Source organism: Erwinia sp., from assembly GCF_049696395.1.
Taxonomy (GTDB): domain Bacteria; phylum Pseudomonadota; class Gammaproteobacteria; order Enterobacterales; family Enterobacteriaceae; genus Erwinia.
Genome location: NZ_JBAVTT010000096.1, coordinates 50,461 through 67,833, shown reverse-complemented (window position 1 = coordinate 67,833; position 17,373 = coordinate 50,461). Strand labels below are relative to the sequence as shown.

General features: G+C 50.4%; 17 protein-coding genes. 7 read left to right on the top strand and 10 right to left on the bottom strand.

The genetic code is table 11. From position 1 onward, the window contains the following. Positions 1-151: 151 nt before the first annotated feature. Both cspE and pagP read right to left on the bottom strand, forming a co-directional pair. Positions 152-361, bottom strand: coding sequence for a transcription antiterminator/RNA stability regulator CspE (cspE, locus tag WCC56_RS11910; protein WP_004156612.1), 210 nt, complete (start codon positions 359-361; stop codon positions 152-154). A 151-nt stretch (positions 362-512) separates the two neighbouring features. Next, entirely contained in the window at positions 513-1,040 is a 528-nt protein-coding gene (gene pagP / locus WCC56_RS11905; protein ID WP_424692608.1) for a lipid IV(A) palmitoyltransferase PagP, read from the bottom strand. A gap of 1,161 nt (positions 1,041-2,201) precedes the next feature. Here pagP and WCC56_RS11900 point away from each other — a divergent pair. Further along, positions 2,202-2,447 (top strand): hypothetical protein, encoded by a 246-nt coding sequence (locus tag WCC56_RS11900; protein ID WP_424692576.1) that lies wholly within the window; start codon positions 2,202-2,204, stop codon positions 2,445-2,447. A 59-nt stretch (positions 2,448-2,506) separates the two neighbouring features. Here WCC56_RS11900 and WCC56_RS11895 read toward each other — a convergent pair whose 3' ends face one another. The 5 genes from WCC56_RS11895 to gntT form a co-directional block, all read right to left on the bottom strand. Next, positions 2,507-3,148 carry a glutathione S-transferase family protein gene (locus WCC56_RS11895; RefSeq protein WP_424692575.1) on the bottom strand — a complete coding sequence of 214 codons (642 nt, stop codon included), beginning with the start codon at positions 3,146-3,148 and terminating at the stop codon, positions 2,507-2,509. Between the two features lie 122 nt (positions 3,149-3,270). Continuing rightward, complete coding sequence (locus WCC56_RS11890) at positions 3,271-4,377, bottom strand: hypothetical protein (protein ID WP_424692574.1); 1,107 nt, start codon at positions 4,375-4,377, stop codon at positions 3,271-3,273. Between the two features lie 312 nt (positions 4,378-4,689). Beyond that, complete coding sequence (locus WCC56_RS11885; RefSeq protein WP_424692573.1) at positions 4,690-5,616, bottom strand: formyltransferase family protein; 927 nt, start codon at positions 5,614-5,616, stop codon at positions 4,690-4,692. A 13-nt stretch (positions 5,617-5,629) separates the two neighbouring features. Further along, positions 5,630-7,270 carry a phosphoethanolamine transferase EptA gene (eptA, locus tag WCC56_RS11880; protein WP_424692572.1) on the bottom strand — a complete coding sequence of 547 codons (1,641 nt, stop codon included), beginning with the start codon at positions 7,268-7,270 and terminating at the stop codon, positions 5,630-5,632. A 277-nt stretch (positions 7,271-7,547) separates the two neighbouring features. Then, the gene (gene gntT, locus WCC56_RS11875) at positions 7,548-8,864 is read right to left on the bottom strand and encodes a gluconate transporter (protein WP_424692571.1); all 1,317 of its coding nucleotides are present in this window, start codon (positions 8,862-8,864) and stop codon (positions 7,548-7,550) included. Positions 8,865-9,052: 188 nt separating this feature from the next. Between gntT and WCC56_RS11870 the strand changes: the two genes are divergently transcribed. Further along, positions 9,053-9,712 (top strand): GNAT family N-acetyltransferase, encoded by a 660-nt coding sequence (locus WCC56_RS11870; RefSeq protein WP_424692570.1) that lies wholly within the window; start codon positions 9,053-9,055, stop codon positions 9,710-9,712. Here WCC56_RS11870 and WCC56_RS11865 read toward each other — a convergent pair. Then, positions 9,690-10,319, bottom strand: coding sequence for a LysE family translocator (locus WCC56_RS11865; protein ID WP_424692569.1), 630 nt, complete (start codon positions 10,317-10,319; stop codon positions 9,690-9,692). The genes WCC56_RS11870 and WCC56_RS11865 overlap by 23 nt on opposite strands. Positions 10,320-11,033: 714 nt before the next feature. Here WCC56_RS11865 and WCC56_RS11860 point away from each other — a divergent pair. The 5 genes from WCC56_RS11860 (at position 11,034) to WCC56_RS11840 (ending at position 15,736) form a co-directional block, all read left to right on the top strand. Next, entirely contained in the window at positions 11,034-12,458 is a 1,425-nt protein-coding gene (locus tag WCC56_RS11860) for a cytochrome ubiquinol oxidase subunit I (RefSeq protein ID WP_424692568.1), read from the top strand. Between the two features lies 1 nt (position 12,459). After that, complete coding sequence (cydB, locus tag WCC56_RS11855) at positions 12,460-13,467, top strand: cytochrome d ubiquinol oxidase subunit II (RefSeq protein ID WP_424692567.1); 1,008 nt, start codon at positions 12,460-12,462, stop codon at positions 13,465-13,467. Between the two features lie 97 nt (positions 13,468-13,564). Further along, complete coding sequence (locus tag WCC56_RS11850) at positions 13,565-13,723, top strand: DUF2474 domain-containing protein (protein ID WP_424692607.1); 159 nt, start codon at positions 13,565-13,567, stop codon at positions 13,721-13,723. Positions 13,724-13,882: 159 nt separating this feature from the next. Continuing rightward, complete coding sequence (locus tag WCC56_RS11845) at positions 13,883-14,137, top strand: CsbD family protein (RefSeq protein ID WP_424692566.1); 255 nt, start codon at positions 13,883-13,885, stop codon at positions 14,135-14,137. A gap of 258 nt (positions 14,138-14,395) precedes the next feature. Beyond that, a complete protein-coding gene (locus WCC56_RS11840; RefSeq protein WP_424692565.1) occupies positions 14,396-15,736 on the top strand; it encodes a carbohydrate porin in 1,341 nt (446 codons plus the stop codon). A gap of 60 nt (positions 15,737-15,796) precedes the next feature. Here the strand turns inward: WCC56_RS11840 and fetB are convergent, their stop codons facing one another. Together fetB and fetA are read right to left on the bottom strand one after the other, a co-directional pair. Continuing rightward, complete coding sequence (gene fetB, locus WCC56_RS11835; RefSeq protein WP_424692564.1) at positions 15,797-16,555, bottom strand: iron efflux ABC transporter permease subunit FetB; 759 nt, start codon at positions 16,553-16,555, stop codon at positions 15,797-15,799. Beyond that, positions 16,542-17,210 (bottom strand): iron efflux ABC transporter ATP-binding subunit FetA, encoded by a 669-nt coding sequence (gene fetA / locus WCC56_RS11830; RefSeq protein ID WP_424692563.1) that lies wholly within the window; start codon positions 17,208-17,210, stop codon positions 16,542-16,544. Before fetA ends, fetB begins: the two co-directional genes overlap by 14 nt. Between the last annotated feature and the right edge of the window lie 163 nt (positions 17,211-17,373).

Below are 17,373 nucleotides of genomic sequence, written 5' to 3'. Positions count from 1 at the left end.
ACCGTCAGCCTGCTGGCTGTGGCCCTGTGGCTTGAGCAGTTTTTCGCCCGCTGAACGCTTAACCTGATCCTTCCCTTTCGCCAGCAGAAAGGGAAAAAAAGAGCAAAAAAAACCCGCCAGTCGGCGGGTTTTTAGAATTCTGTCTGGTAACTTAAATAGCGGCAACGTTAGCAGCAGATGGGCCTTTGGCGCCGTTGGTGATTTCGAACTCTACGCGCTGACCTTCAGCCAGAGTTTTGAAACCATTGCTCTGGATGGCAGAGAAGTGTACGAATACATCTTTGCTACCATCTTCAGGAGTAATGAAACCGAATCCTTTGGACTCATTAAACCACTTAACGCTACCTTTAATCTTAGACATCTATATTACCTTTACATGAAAAATGGACACTAAACTGTGTCGGCGGTTAGTACAGCAATTGCCGAGGCTTTTGTCCAGTCGCCCACTGCGAAAAAGTGATAAATATCGCCTTTTTGGAAGATACGTCATACTTTCGCCACGCTTCCCGCAGCTAAAACTGCCAGCGAAACCAGGCAAAGTAAACGTTCCCGTTGTTGTAAGTGCCTGGTATATAAGTCATCTGGAACGTCGCCTTACTGTAACCTATTGAAGCTAAGGGGAGCACTAAAGGGATCGGAATATAGTTCCAGTTATCACGCGCCGTAACCCCCGCGGTGTAGCCCAAACCGAGGCGAAAATTCTGGTCTTCCAGCGGTCGCCAGGTCTTTTCCCACCCGTAGCCCCCAATCGGCTCCCACTTGTTGAAAGAGTCTTTAAACACCATCAGATAGAGGCCGTTCCAGTTTCCCTTCTCATCGAAATGTGAGATCCCGCCACCGGCTCCCCAGGGACGCTCATTATACCGGTCTGTTTTTTCACTGTCGTAGGTCAGCCGGTTATGCCAGGTCACGGCTGGAATATATAAATCGTAGCTGTCCGGAGTGTTCCAGGTTTCGCTGACGTTATCACTAAATGCCGTCCAGGTATTTGAAATACCCGTAGCCAGGGAGATCGCCTGAGCGAGGGGAGCAAAAAACAGGCTGGACAGTGCCAGCAATACCAAGGGGAGTTTTAGTGACTTCACTGAATAATTTACCGTTCACGTGGTGTTAAAGAGACTCTGTTACCTGACGGCAAGGAGAGATCCCAAGGTCGTTCAACGTTTAAATATTCATTATACCGATCCCACTTAAACGCTTACTGAATATGCCGATTTGGGCGCCTGAATAGCTGGTTGAGTAGAGTAAAAAATAATTTTAACAATGAATGCCCCCGTTTTCACCAGGACGACTCCTGGGCAACGGCAGGGAATGTTTGACGTTACCCGCCCAAATCTCCTGGTCGACGCTGCAGGAAATCCCTCTTAAGAAAAATTAACTCCTTCTTAAGAAAAATTAAATGCTCTGGTTAAGAAAAATCCTTAATCGTAAAAAACCAGATAATCCCCTACCAACAGCATGGTCACCGTTTGTAATCAACTTCTTACCCGTGAATATCACTCAACTTTACTCATAAGGATAATTTATCAATGTCTGATTTTTTTTTGGTAGACTCAGAGAGCACTTAAGCAAGGAGGTGAGAGTAAGTGAGAATTTACTGCGACAGATGTGGAGAACATAGGATTGTCTTCACCACCAAAGGAGATCAGTTTGGTCAACATCATGGTGCACGTTGTGCAACCTGCAATAAGCCCATCAGCCTTAAGGATCTTTCTTTTAAAAATCCCGCGATGAGGAATGAAGAGGTGACAGCGCTCAGAACGGCACTGCCACCAGAGTCTTAGAACAAAATTTTGAATACGCCTGTGATGGTCAATAAACCTACAATAAAAATGATCGCAATAATCCAGAGTATAATCTTCATTCCATTTTCCTCAGCCACAATAAAAAGTCACTACGATGTAGTGGCTTGAGTATAGAAGAAGATTTTTTTCTTTGCTTACTCTCACCTCGTCGTTAAGTCAAAATGCCCCGTCAGTCGCTTACTAACCAATCCTTTATTTATATATTTAATATCAACAAGTTAGGTAAAAACAGCACAACTACTGCCTGCAGGTTTTTTTTCGCGATGGCGATCACGCTCTGCGTTTTCTTTACGTTTCTGGTTTAGATGTGAGTGCGCGGGCGGACTAAACTTAAGACTGTCTTTTGCTATGGACTCACTTGCTAAGATTTTTTCATGACGTTAACAAGGAGATCTTATGAGCACAATCAACAGCAGCATGGGCCGTTATAGCCTGAAAGCCAGACATACAGGCCGTGACATCAAAGGCACAATTGCCATCAATGACGAAGGCGGATCTCAGCTCACGCTTCAGGAGTTTACTGAACACTATCTGGACGACGTGGTGAACAATGTCATTTATCCCGTTACCGGCGGTAACCGGGTCATTGCCAATGCCTTCCGGGATGAGATGGTGAAAGCAGGATTTGTTCAGCCGCATTAACGCTGATATTAGTGATTAAGGGCCCTTTTCTCAGGGCCCTTTGCTTTACGCTAAGGTCTTCACTTTACCCGCAGTTCCTCGTAAGAAACCATCACATGTTCGACAAAGGCTGGCCGTTGCTGAAGACGTTGATAGTAAGCTTCAATAGCCGGGAAAGAACTACGCGCTATCTCAATCTCAAAATAGCGAAACAGAAGGTGACCAAACTGAATGTCGGCCAGAGTCAGCTGGTTTCCGGCAAGAAAGAGATGCTTGCCCAGTTGAGCCTCGGCAATCTTCAGTGTCGTATTCAACACGGAGAGTGCTGCTTCGATTGCCGGATAATCTCGATCTTTTTCCGCCGTTCTGACCACTCGCCAAAACAAAGGAGCCGTAAAACTGTGGGCTACAGTGATCTTTGCCCATTCCGCCCATTTATCCACCCCTGCACGCTGCTCAGGGTCTTCAGGCCAGAACGGGCCGTCCGCATAGCGACCGGCTAAATAACGAAGAATCGCGCCAGTCTCCCAGAGCGGCTCCCCTTCCCCATCACGGATCACCGGCACAGTGCCGTTAGGGTTCATCGCCAGAAAGTCAGCCGTATCGTTGCCACCGTACCTGTGGCCAATATCTACCCGTTGGTACGGCAAACCTAATTCAGCGATGCACCACATCACGGCCTGCACGTTGGAGGAGGTTTTTCTGCCCCAGACTTTCAGCATACATTTCTTCCTTTAGCGGTTAGTTAGGGCTCTTAATAACAGAGAGCCTGTTGATTAAAAGACCTTACCGTTATCTGGCTTGAACTTCACTCCTCTTAAGACTACTGAGGATGAGCTCATCCTCAGACCACCGGTGTTTGCACCTCAACCGCTGGCGGCTGGTCTTCAGACACGTCCTCAACCTGACTGTCCGCCTGATAGTTTCTGCGTAAGCGCTTACTCACCAGGAACACTGGCGTGGCAAGGAACAGCAGTAGACTGCCTGCCATGCCACAAACCAGCAGGCTGATACACCCTGCTACGCCTTCCCCAGCGGTTAATCCAGCCACCACCAGCGAGAGAATAAAGAAGAAAGACAGCGTCAGGCTGACGGGCCAGATATTGGTGATATCCATGTCACTGAGCGCCATTTTCACCGGTTTTTTTGCTGATTTTTCTGCCAACGCTTCCGCTTTAATCGCCTCATTCACCGCAGTGAGATCGACACAGGGGGCGACAAAGTCTTCCGCAGGCAAAGGATGGTAAAGCTCGGCGAAAATACGCTCGACCGGCGGGAATGACACGGGCCAGCCGCCGCTGTGTACACCATAAGTGGCCAACGCTGGCAAGGTGATGCGTGGCCACTGAACCGGTTGAAGGTAGCGATCGTTAAACACTACCCAACTCTGCCGCGTTTGCCCTTTGGTCACGTGATAAAGGCGCAAACGGTCAGCCTGAGGATAATTAAGATTGCTGACGCGCGCGGTGATATACGGAATATGCCGCTGGCGGCAATAGTTAACCCGGCTCTGTCCCTGAGCAGCCAGCAGCAGCCCAAGCGAAGGAAGGAAATACCATGAGGTGCTTTCCGCCGCCATCGGGCCTTCAAGATGCTCGACGAGTTTCGTTTCACTGGTGGCGCTCAAATGATCCGGCCACCAGCGCCAGCTGCGCCCAATCACCCTCTCGGTGGGCACGCGGAAAATCCCCAGCGGCTCGGTTTCCGCCGGGAGGATGGCAAAGGGAAAGATTTTGCTGAAAAACGTCAGGGCGTCGTCCGGCCCGTCCCATTCGCCGCTGGCTTCCAGGCCATGAAGGTTAGCTGTCAGCTCTGCCCAGCCATTTTTTCCCAGCATATCAATCTGATATTTGGTGTCCGCAAGGTGTTTCCCCAACCGCAGTATTTCCTGCGGGATCCCTTTAAGCGGTAGCTCGGGGATCGTGGGCACCTGAATTTGTTCATTTTCCATACTGCATACATCCCCAAAGGCAACTGCCTTGCAGACCTGTTAAATAAAAAGGATAAATAACCGCCAAACGCAGAAAGCGTTATAGAAAGGTGTTGGGTGGCCTGCGCCGAAAAGGGGGCAAACTGTCGTCAGGTCGTTGTTTTTTTTATGGCCGAGCTAAATTTGGCTTTAGTCAAAAAACCAAATACTATCAAGGTGATAGTATACTTAGCAACGGTGTTTTTTGGCAACTCCCTTGAAGGAATTTCCACATCGCCAGCGAGAGAGGATTCTTTGAAAGGAGCAGATACACTGCTGCAACTTACTGAGATTTCAGCAAGGTAGAGTGAAAATCAGGCCTGGCGTTAATGCCATTTGACGACTGAATTCAGCACCCGACAGTCTTTCCCCCGCCGAATGCTGAGCAGCAATGATCTCCAGCTGCCCCTCACCGCAGGCAATAACTAACGGATTGGTGCTGATAACCGTGCCGGGCGCGTCACCAGAACGCCCGGTAAGGTAGCAGCTCTGCCACACAATGATTCGCTGCGCATTGGCAAAGGTGAAAGCACCGGGCCAGGGATAAGCCAGCGCACGCACCAGGTTATGAATATTCACCGCGCTGTCGAGCCAGTTGATCTGGCCATCTTCGGGCTTTCTTCTGCCAAATCGACTGGCGCGGGCTTCATCCTGTTCTCTCTCAGCAAGTTCCCCAGCCAGCAGTGCGGGAAGCCAACGGGCAAGCTGGACGCCTGCAGTGCTGACCAGCTTACTGTGAAGGGACAAGGCGTCATCCTCTGCGGTAATAGCGACCTTATGCTGAGCGAGAATGGGACCTTTATCAGGGGAAGCAATCATTCTGTGCAGCGTCACCCCCGTCTCGTTTTCACCTTTGATCAACACCCAGTTCAGATGAGCTCTGCCGCGATAGGCCGGAAGAAGCGACGCATGAACATTAAAGGCCCCGATTGTTGCGCTGTTAAGGATCTGCTCATCGAAAACTTGCCGGTATGAAAAACAAAAAATCAACTCTGGGGCTAACGCCTGGATCTGGCGGACTGACGAAGGCAGATTGACATCCGCCGGCATAAACACCGGAATGTTATGTTCACCCGCTGTCAGCGCTACAGAACCGTGGAAATGATTTTCACCGGCGGCGTCTGGATGGGTGAAGACAGCCTGGATCTCAATCCCCGCTTCGATCAACGCTTTCAGACCGGTACAGCCCATATCGTGATAAGCAAAAACGATCGCTTTCATCAATCATCGCGCCTTAAATGTTACGACAGCCAGACAAAATGTCATCAGACGGCACATATTCTTTGGTTTCGGTCCCCGTCAGCCCCAGCATCGTTGAGAACAAATTATCCTGAGAATAGGTGTTATTAGCCGCCGCTTTCTTCAGGCAGGTTTCATTGACAGCAAACCGTTTTTTATAATCTTCCGACAGCCAAATCAGCATCGGGATATGTTTTTGCTGAACCGGGGCGATGGCGTAAGGCATTCCGTGCAGATAGATCCCACTTTCTCCCAGAGACTCACCGTGATCGGAGAGATAAACCAGACTGGTGGTGAAGTTAGCATCGTTTTGCTTCAGCACAGTAATCGCTTTATCGACAATGTAATCGATATACAAGATGGTGTTGTCATAGGTATTGACTAACTGCTCGCTGCTGCAGGTCTGGATCTCGTTAGTATCACAAGTAGGCGTGAACTTACGGAAGCTGGCAGGATAGCGATGATAATAAGTCGGGCCATGGCTGCCTATGGTATGCAGGACAATCACCCCATTCCCTTGCAGATTTTTAATAAAATCATCCAGTTTTTGGAATAAGATCTCGTCGTGGCACTCCCCTCCTATACACATTCCCGGTAAATCCAGAGTAGAGACATCTTCATGCGGCACGCGGTCGCAAGCGCCCTTACAGCCGCCATCATTATCTCGCCACAGGACGCTAATCCCAGCCCGCTGGATCACATCCAACAAACCTTCCTGATGACTGGCCAATCCATCATCAAAATGGGTTCTTGGCATATTGGAGAACATGCAAGGCACAGAAACGGCAGTGGCAGTGCCGCAAGAGGAGGTGTGAGGGAAATAGAACACGTTGTCTTTTGCCAGCAACGGATTGGTATCCCTGGAGTAACCAGACAAAGAGAAGTTTTCGGCACGTGAGGTTTCACCGACGATCAAAATAGTCAGGGTCTTTTTAGGGCCCGCCAGCATCTTCGGATTTTGTCGGGCATCCTCACCTATTTTCACCAGCGGCAGATTATCCAGCTTATGATGAGAGTAGTAAGAATAGGACGCTACGATGCTATTTGAAGGAGAAAGCGACTTCACCAGCTCTTTGTTATTGCGGAACAGCGAGGCGTAATCTTTATAAAAGAACATCGCAACGAGGGCAATCAGCGCCACCGAGATCACCAGGCTGGCAAGACGATAAACGAAGCTTTTCCAGACAGGCTGCGTTTTTTTGATTTTTATCCAAAACGCAATGATAACCATCAGCAGACCAAGAACTAACAGAGAAAACAACAGCTGCGGAGTGACCAGGGCAAAGGTTTCAGAGGCGGTAGTATCCAGCATATTGGTTATCATCGAGCGATCGATGATAATCCCGTAATTAATAATGAAATACTGAGCTGAGGCAGAAATAAGGATAAAAATGGCGATCAGAATACGATCCAGCCATAAAAAAGAAGCCATCGTCAGCAGAATATTAATGACGCTGAAGGCAACAACCGGCATCGATAAAAAGACTAATACGTCATGGAATGACGTCAACGGCATGGCGGTAAGCACCTGCCGGTAATAAGCAATATTGAGGAATACGGCGATATAAACCGAAAACAATATCAGGAAGGCAACCCGACTGAGCGTGGGCCGTTTCAAAATCGAGGACAATGACATAAGCAAAGCTGGTCCGTTAGAGGTCAAAAAGTATTGCATTAATATTACATTTTTAAGATTAGGACAACCTTAAGCTTGCAAATTTGCTGGCACCCACTCCCCTTTAAACACCTTAAAATCAGAAGCTTAAAAAAAACAATCGATTGATTTAATTGTATTAAATTAGAAAAAACGAGGGAGTAGCGCAGAAAATACTCAGAATAAAAACTTAAACCATACTAATCATTCTGAATGGGATCGAGGAGAAGGGCCTGCCCTTACAGGCAGGCCACCGAGATTAAATAACCATCTGTAACAGCAAACACCCGATCAAGCCGCAAACGGCAATAACCGTTTCAAGACCAGACCAAGCACGCATCGTTTCGCCAATGGTCAGGTTGAAATACTCTTTAAACAGCCAGAATCCCGGGTCGTTAACGTGCGAGAAGATCACGCTACCGGAGCCAACAGCAATCACCATCAGTTCAGGGCTGACGCCTGTGGTAGCGATAATCGGTGCCACAATGCCACCAGCGGTAATCGCCGCTACGGTTGCTGAACCCAGCGCAATACGCAGTGCCGCGGCAATCGACCAGGCCATCAGGATCGGTGAAATGGTACTGCCTTCCATCATGCCGGCGATGTATTTGTCCACGCCGCTGTCGACCAGCACCTGTTTGAACGCCCCGCCGCCACCGATAATCAGCAGCATCATAGCGATGATTTTGATTGAGTCGGTCACCGTTTGCATCACTTCGTCCATGGTGCGACCACGGTTAAGACCGAAGGTGAATATCGCGATCAATACCGCAATCAGCGTTGCCATGATCGGGTCGCCAAAGAACTCGGCATATGCCAGCAGCGGATGCCCTTTAGGCAGTACCATCTCAGCGACGGCACGCAGCGCCATCAGCACCACCGGCACTAACGAGGTCCAGACGCTAACGCTGAAACTTGGCATCTCAGTTTCTGAGAAGGTTTTCTTGTTGTACAGGCCTTCAGGGATTGGCTTATCAATGCTCGTAAGGAAGCGGGTGTAAACCGGGCCCGCCAGGATCACGGTTGGGATCCCCAACAGCGTACCAAACAGCAGTGTTTTACCCATATCAGCATGGAACAGCGTGGCGATAGCCGTAGGTCCCGGGTGTGGAGGCAGGAAGCCATGGGTTACAGACAGAGCAGCGGCCATCGGCACGCCCACATACAGCAAAGGTACGCGGGCAGAGGCGGCAATAGTCAGCACCAGCGGTAACAGCAGCACGAAGCCCACTTCATAGAACAAGGCAAAGCCGACGGTGAAACCGGTCAGCACCACAGCCCATTGAATATGTTTAGTGCCAAACTTAGCAATCAGCGTGGTAGCGATGCGCTGCGCACCACCGCAATCTGCCAACAGTTTGCCGAGCATCGCACCAAAGCCCATGATCAGTGCCAGGCTGCCCAGCGTGCCGCCAACACCGGCTTTAATCGAGCCAATCACTTTGTTTACAGGCATTCCCTGCATCACACCAACCGCCAGCGCGACCAGGATCAGGGCGATGAATCCATTAAGTTTAAAGCGGATCATCAGCAGCAGTAACAGCACTACGCCAATCGCGACGATGACTAATGGCATAAATATTCTCCGGTGCGTGCCCCTGAAGTCAGGTCAGGGCCACATTAATTTTTTCCCGCCTTGCTCAGGGCGTGACGGGTATCAGTGTCAGGGCATTCAGGCAAAGCTCACAAGGTGTTACCGGGAACATGTTAACGGTAACATCGGGGGACTGATATGCCCCCGCGACGGGGAATTTACATTTTGAGATGAAGATCAAACTTTTGACACACTGCGTTCGCCAGGACTGGTTCAACTCAACGGGTGTTCACTCAGGTTATGTCATTGCTGGTAAGCTGTTTTTACTCTTCTACTGTCATGGAACGCTGAGTATGAAATTCCACCCCGCCACCCTTTCCGATGCAGCGCGTCTTTCATCCGTTGGCAAGCGTAGCTATCACCACCATTTTGCCCGTCTCTGGCATAGCCCTGAAGAAATGGACGAATTTGTTCAACGTCAGTTTTCCGTTGAATCGATAATAGCCAGCCTGACTAAACCGGATAGTGGCTGGTTCTGGATAGAAGTGGCAGGCGAGGCGGTTGGGCTTTGTCAGGTTAATTGGGCATTGTCAGTGGCTGAAAACCGGCCTGACGGTGCCTACCTCAATAAAATTTATATTCTGCCGGAGCATACCGGGAAGGGTTATGGCAGCGAGGTTTTTGCTCAGGTGGAGGCGTTTTGTCGCCAAAAGAAAAAAGCCTATTACTGGCTGGAAGTGTTAAAGGACAACCCCGGCGCCACGCAATTTTATCAACGCCAGGGGTTCACTCTTTTAAGAGAGGAGCTGTTCGCCAGCCCCAGTCAACAAAGTGTGATTTACGTAATGACCAAATCTTTGGCTGAAACTACTTCGACAGCAGCAGTTTGATGCCGGCTACACCAAAGAACAGGGCAAAGACGCCCTCAATCACCCTGCGTCCTTTTAAATAGATGCGGCTCATTGTCTGCGTGGAGAAAACCAGCGCATAGCTGCTAAACACCACCATGCCCAACGATGCGCAACCGGCGACAATCATTGGCAGCACAAGAGGCGAAGCATCAGGATGGATGCCCAGCGAGATAATGGCCAGCCAGACCAGAATGGCTTTCGGGTTAGCGAGATGCAGCAGTAACCCTCGTTTATACAGCACCCGTAGCGAGGTCTTAATCGCAGTCTGACCTGCCAGCGAGACAGACTCTCCCTTTCGCCGGGCGCTTTTAGCGGCTTTAAAGGCTAGCCATAACAGATAACATCCGCCAATAATTTTGAGGGCAATCAGCGCCTGAGCATAGGCGAGCAACACAGTTGAAATGCCTGTTGCCACCACCAACGCCCAAAAAACCGATCCCGTAATCACCCCGGCAGCCAGCGCCAGTGCAGGCAAACGGCCCTGTCGCATCGCCACGCCCATAATAGCCAGATTACTTGGCCCGGGACTGGCGGTGCCCAGCAGATAGGCTGCATAAACAGGCAATAAAGACCAAAAAAGTGCCATCCTGTCTCTCCCTTTAACATTCCGTGAGAACCATACAATAGCTGACTAAGTTTTGACCCAAGACAACAAAACGCAGTTATCTTGAGGTGTAAATGTAACCAAATGATTCTATATGAATCCAAATGAGAAATTAAGGTTTAACATTTACACGGTTTTTCACACCAACTGATGACGCAGGGAAACCAGACATCTGTTGATAACATTTCAGGGGTGATTATTTAATTCCAAATACCCCATAAAATAACAATAAAATAACAACCCCCTTTTTGGCGTGATGTTTTTTCTGATTAATTTCCCATTTGTGCGCTTGTTCGGAGAATTGCTTCTCTAAAAAGTGATAGCAACTGCTTTACTCATAAATAAAAGTAGCGCTCCATTTTACAATCCTCTGCCCTTCCCCACGCTCACCTACGGCTGCAAAAAGCCCTTACGGCCAGAAAGAAACAGTATTCTTACATTACGGCATCATTCAGCTACTCTTATTTAACAGCACGTCAAAATATTTTAACCTTGTGATGAAACAATTCATCGCAAAGATCCGCGCTGTTATAGGCAGATTACCGATTACTGTAGCTACTCCTTCACCTGATTTGGTCTCAGGATCACTCCTTCGATGAAATACCCGTTTAGCGGCCTCTGAATGTAGCTTGCTTGTTAAACGTCGGTAAATAAAAAAGAAAGGCAGTTTTTTATTATGTTAGATCGAGGTAAGCAATGTTTGGATTAGATGCGTTCCACCTGGCAAGGATACAGTTCGGGTTTACCGTTTCCTTCCATATCCTCTTCCCGGCCATCACTATCGGCCTCGCCAGTTTCCTGGCGGTGCTGGAAGGGCTGTGGCTGAAAACCAAGAACCCGGATTATCGCGACCTGTACCATTTCTGGTCAAAAATCTTCGCCGTAAACTTTGGCATGGGCGTAGTGTCCGGCCTGGTCATGGCGTATCAGTTCGGCACCAACTGGAGTGGTTTCTCTCAGTTTGCCGGGAGCGTGACCGGTCCGCTACTGACTTACGAAGTGCTTACCGCGTTCTTCCTCGAAGCTGGCTTCCTGGGCGTGATGCTGTTTGGCTGGAACCGCGTGGGTCCAGGCCTGCACTTCTTCGCCACCTGTATGGTTGCGCTGGGGACTCTGATCTCCACCTTCTGGATCCTCGCGTCTAACAGTTGGATGCAGACCCCGCAGGGCTACGCCATTCAGAACGGCATTGTGGTCCCGGTTGACTGGTTTAAGATTGTCTTCAACCCGTCCTTCCCGTTCCGATTGCTGCATATGTCCACCGCTGCGTTCCTCGCCAGCGCCTTCTTTGTTGGCGCTTCTGCGGCGTGGCATCTGCTGCGTAAAAACGACACGCCAGCCATTCGTAAAATGTTGTCGATGGCTATGTGGATGGCGCTGATCGTTTCGCCCATTCAGGCGATGCTGGGCGATGCCCACGGTCTGAACACGCTTGAGCATCAGCCAGCTAAGATTGCCGCCATTGAAGGGCACTGGGAAAACCCACCGGGTGAACCCACGCCGTTGGTGCTGTTCGGTATTCCGGACATGGAACAGGAAAGAACCAAGTATGCGGTCGAAATCCCGTATCTGGGCAGCCTGATCCTGACGCACAGCCTGCATAAGCAGGTACCAGCGCTGAAGTCATTCCCGAAAGAAGATCGTCCTAACTCCACCATTATCTTCTGGTCGTTCCGTGTGATGGCTGGATTAGGAATGTTGATGGTCTTCCTGGGCTTCGCCAGCCTGTGGTTGCGCTTCCGTAACCGTCTTTACACCTCACGACCGTTCCTGTGGTTTGCTCTGGCAATGGGTCCATCGGGTCTGATTGCGTTGCTGGCAGGCTGGTTTACCACTGAAATCGGCCGTCAGCCGTGGGTGGTTTATGGTCTGTTGCGAACCAAAGATGCGGTGTCTGCTCATGGCGACCTGCATATGAGCATCAGCCTGATTGCCTTTATCGTGGTCTATATGTCGGTGTTCGGTGTCGGTTATACCTACCTGTTCAACCTGATCAAGAAAGGCCCGCAACAGGGTGAAGGTGACCATACGCCAGACGGCGGTCCGGGAACCCATCACACGCCTTCACGTCCGCTGTCAGCCGTGCAGGAAAAATTAAACACGCCGGAAGAGGGGAAATAACGTGGGTATCGATCTTCCTGTAATCTGGTTCACCATCATCGTTTTCTCTACGCTGATGTACATCATCATGGACGGTTTCGATCTGGGTATCGGCATTCTGTTCCCGTTCAATAAGGACGCCACCGAGCGCGATATGATGGTTAACACCGTCGCGCCGGTTTGGGATGGTAACGAAACCTGGTTGGTACTGGGCGGGGCAGCACTTTACGGTGCCTTCCCGCTGGCTTACGCGGTGATCATTGATGCGCTGTCAGTTCCGCTGACAGCCATGCTGATTGGTCTGATCTTCCGTGGCGTAGCGTTTGAATTCCGCTTTAAAGCCACTGAAGAACACCGTCCGTTCTGGGACAAGTCGTTTATTGTCGGCTCTTACCTTGCCACCTTCAGTCAGGGTGTGGCACTGGGCGCAATCATCAACGGTTTCAGCGTGACTAACCGTGCTTACAGCGGTCCTGAACTGGGCTGGCTGACGCCGTTCTCATTGTTCTGTGGTGTGGGTCTGGTTGTGGCGTATGCGCTGTTAGGCAGCACCTGGCTGATCATGAAAACCGAGCACGAACTTCATCGCAAGATGACTGCTCTGGCTAAGCCGCTGCTACTGGCTCTGCTGGCTATCATCGCTGTGGTCAGTATCTGGACGCCGCTGGAGCATGCCAACATCATGCATCGCTGGTTTACCCTGCCGAACCTGTTCTGGTTCCTGCCGGTGCCCGTGCTGGTCCTGCTGGCTTCGTGGGGGCTGATGCGTTCCCTGAAGCGCCATGCTCATTATTCGCCGTTCCTGCTGACGCTGGCGCTGGTCTTCCTTGGCTTTACCGGTCTGGGCATCAGCATCTGGCCGAACATTATTCCGCCTTCCATCACCATCTGGCAGGCCGCTTCACCGCCGCAAAGCCTTGGCTTTATGCTGGTCGGTGGGTTGCTGATCATCCCGGTGATCCTGGTTTACACCTTCTGGAGCTACTACGTGTTCCGTGGGAAAATCAAAGCAGACGAAGGCTACCATTGATTTAACGGCAATCGGATAACCCCTGGAGAGCCATGTGCAGGAGGGCGGCTAACGCCCCTGCACTTAGCAAGCTAAAGGATATTTTGGAGACAGTATGATGGTTGAAGCTCAACACACTCAGCAAGTGGCAAAACCCCGGGCGTGGAAACGCGTTCTGTGGATGGTGGCCATTTATGCAGGCAGCGTAATGGCACTCGGTGTAGTTGCGATGCTGTTTCGCGTGATGATGACCGCCGCTGGCATGAAGTCACATTGATACTCTGATTGCCAGCGATCTGCGAAGGGCCGACAACATGTCGGCCCTTTTTCTTTACAACAGTCATAAATAGTCACATAACCGAGGCGGCATAAGGCGCAGGATGGTCTAAGCTTTTAAACGTTCATGAAGAAATCATGCCATCAAGAAGGAGACAGTATGAGTTTATTTGATAAAGCATCAGACAAAGCTGACGAAGCGTTGGGTAAAGGTCAGGAGCAATTTGGTAAAGCTGTCGATTCTCCAGAGCATGAGTTCAAAGGCCGTGTGCGCCAGGGCGCTGCAAAAGCCTCTTATGCCGTTGATGACGCGCTGGACTGTGTGAAATCCAAGACGCAGGATTCCCCGTTTGTTTCGCTGGCGATTGCCGCTGGCGTGGGCTTCCTGGCCGCGAAGATTTTCGGTCGCCGCTAGTCAGTCATCAGCGCCGTTAAACGGCGCTGTTCAGTCAAAGGGCCGACATTTTCGGCCTTTTTTTATGTCTGTCATTTCACCCTCAGCCCCCCGCTTTTCCTGCCGCTACTGTTAACTCTCATCCAAAATTGTGATCGGCCTATAACTTCCAAAACCAATTACTACCAAGCTAATTATTTCAGCACTAATTAGTACATCTTTGCCGCTGATTAATGCTTTCATTCTTTCGGTATCCCTATAAGAACGAAGGTGCTCCAAATGAAAAGCAAATTACCAAAAACCACGTTAAAAAGATCGGTGGCGTTCTGTGGTTTGGGACTGATGCTGGCTTCAGGATCTGCTCTGGCAGATTTTGCGCCGCTCAGTATGGATTCTCCCTACGCATTTGGAGACTGGGACGGTTCGCGCACCCAGCTAAAAAATGACGGGGTGGATTTCCAGGTGAACTATACCATGGAATCCGCCAGTAATTTCTCGGGTGGCTATAACCAGTCCACCACCGCGCGCTACGCCGATCAGTGGGCCTTCGGCACCACGCTGGATCTGGATAAGCTGCTGAATTGGAAAGATACCCAGTTCCAGGCCACGATTACCAATCGTAATGGTCAGGATTTGACCCAGGAGATTAATGACCCGCGTTCGGGTGGCCTTTCCTCCGTGCAGGAAGTTTGGGGGCGTGGGCAAACCTGGCGTCTGACTCAGTTTTGGTTGAATAAAGGCTTCTTTGATAATGCCGTAGAAGTGAAAGCGGGACGAGTAACGGTAGGTGAAGACTTCGACTCATTCGACAGTAACTTCCAGAACCTGGCGTTTGGTAGCGGCCAGCCTGGCAACTGGCGCGGTGACCGCTGGTATAACTGGCCAGTTTCTCAGTGGGGGGGACGAGTGAAGGTTAACTTCACGCCAGAACTGTTCTTCCAGGTAGGTTTCTATAATCAAACCCCGTCAAACTACGATACCGGCAATGGCTTCCGTCTCGATACCAGCCCAACGCTTGGGAATATGGTGCCTGTGGAATTAGGCTGGAAACCGGCATTGGGTGCAGACAAATTACCGGGTAATTACCGTGTAGGGATGTATTACTCCTCAGTACGAGGTGATAACTACAGCTCTTACGACAACGGGCAATACGGCGAAGATAACCACTCTTACGGCGGTTACCTGCTGTTGCAGCAACAGCTGACAGCGATGGATGGCGATAATCAACGCGGTTTAGGGGTAACGGTTCAGGCGGTGATGAACGATCAGAAAACCTCGAAGACCGACAACTATCAGTCTGTCTCTTTCGTCTGGAAAGGACCGTTTGATGCGCGTCCGAAAGATGAGATCGGTGTAGGTGCTGCGCGTATTCACGTTAACAATGATTACGGCAATATGCTGCGTAAAACCAACGAGGAAAACGGGGTTAACGATTACAACAATCCTACCTATCTGCCGATCCAGAGTGGATCGGAATATAACTACGAAATTTACTACAACGCTCAGGTCACTAACTGGCTGAAACTGCGTCCAAACCTGCAGTACGTGGCTTCTCCAGGTGCGGTCAGCGAAGTGAAAGACGCCTTTGTTGGCGGTCTCAGCGCGAATATCAACTTCTGATGAGTCCTTCAGCGCAGGCTTTCTCAGCCTGCGCTTTCACTTTGACGCCTGGTTCAGCCTTTAGCGTAATTGCGATCGAGCCGTAAAGAAGCGGCGGTAGGCCAGATAGCCCGCAACGATCGTAGAGATGCTGGCGGTACCCAGCAGCATAAACGTCACCATGATTTGGTATTTGATCGCTTTAACCGGATCGATACCGGCAAAAATCAGCCCTGACATCATGCCAGGCAAACTCACCAGCCCAACCGTTTTCGCCGCATCTACTGTGGGGATCATCGCCGCACGGATACTGTCGCGGATCAGCTTACCGGAAGCGGTTTTCACCGAAGCGCCCAGGCTCAACATCTCCTGAATTTTTTGCCGGTTGTCGGCAAAGCGCTGGTTCAGATTGCTGTAACAGAGCCCCACCGCCACCATCGCATTGCCGGCAATCATTCCAGAAATAGGGATAACCTGCATCGGCATAAACTCGATGGAACCGCTCAGCACCAGAATCACCAGCGTCAGCGTGGTGCTGGAGGTGATAGCGATAAAGGAGAGCACAAAGGCATTGCCAATATTGCGACTACGTTTGCGGGCGTTCAGCGCTGCATTCACGCAGATAAACAGCACCATCAACACCGTCAGCCAGCTGTTGTTCAGGTCGAAGATATATTTAAGGACATAGCCGACAACGATCAGCTGAACGATAGCGCGAGCGATGCTCCAGACAATGTCCTTCTCCAGCCCAAGCTTCTCTTTCTTACTGACCAGCAGCGCAATCACCACCAGGATCAGCGCCAGGCCCAGCGACTCGTTGGTAATATTATGCTGATTCATCCGTGCCCTTCCCGACCGGTGGCTGGAGCGTGACCACTCTTTGCGCCTGGTTAATTTCGCTGGTGTCATGGCTGATCCAGATCACCGCCACGCCTTTCTCTCTGACCAGCCCATCTATAAGCTGATTAATCGCCTGCTTGTTTTCCTCATCCAGCGCGCTGGTGATTTCATCCAGCAACAGCACATCAGGCAGGAATTGCAGATTACGCAGTAACGCTACCCGTTGTTTTTCACCGCCGGAGAGCCGATCGATATTTTTAGTCAGCATCTCAACCGGCAGGTTGACCTTTTTCAGCCAGTCTTTCAGCTTCTCAGTGTCGACCTTTTTCTGGCGGATTTGCCACGGCAGCGCCAGATTGTCATACACCGTTTCGCCGAACAACGCAGGCGTCTGGAAACAATAAGAAACCTGCTGACGATAGCTTTCCGGCTTGAGTTCATTAATGCTGCGGCCTTTAAACTGAATATCGCCTTGTGAGGGATCAAGCAGTGAAGCGATGATTTTTAACAGCGTGCTTTTGCCGCCGCCGGAGGGCCCGGTCAGCAGGATAAATTCACCTTGATTCAGCTGTAGCGAGACGGGGGCCAACAACGTGGTGCCATCCTGCACATAGCTAACATCCTGCACGTCCAGCAGGAGAGAAGTTCGCGACATAATGAGTCAACCTGATTTGAATTTTAACCCCAGGATATTAACGCGATAAGGCGACAATTTGTCGCCTTTTTAACTAAGTAGGCCGATGCCGGGGCAAAAATTCAGCTACCCTCTGCCATGCTCTTCAACCGGACTGAGAGGACAGTCTGTCGGGGAAGAATTA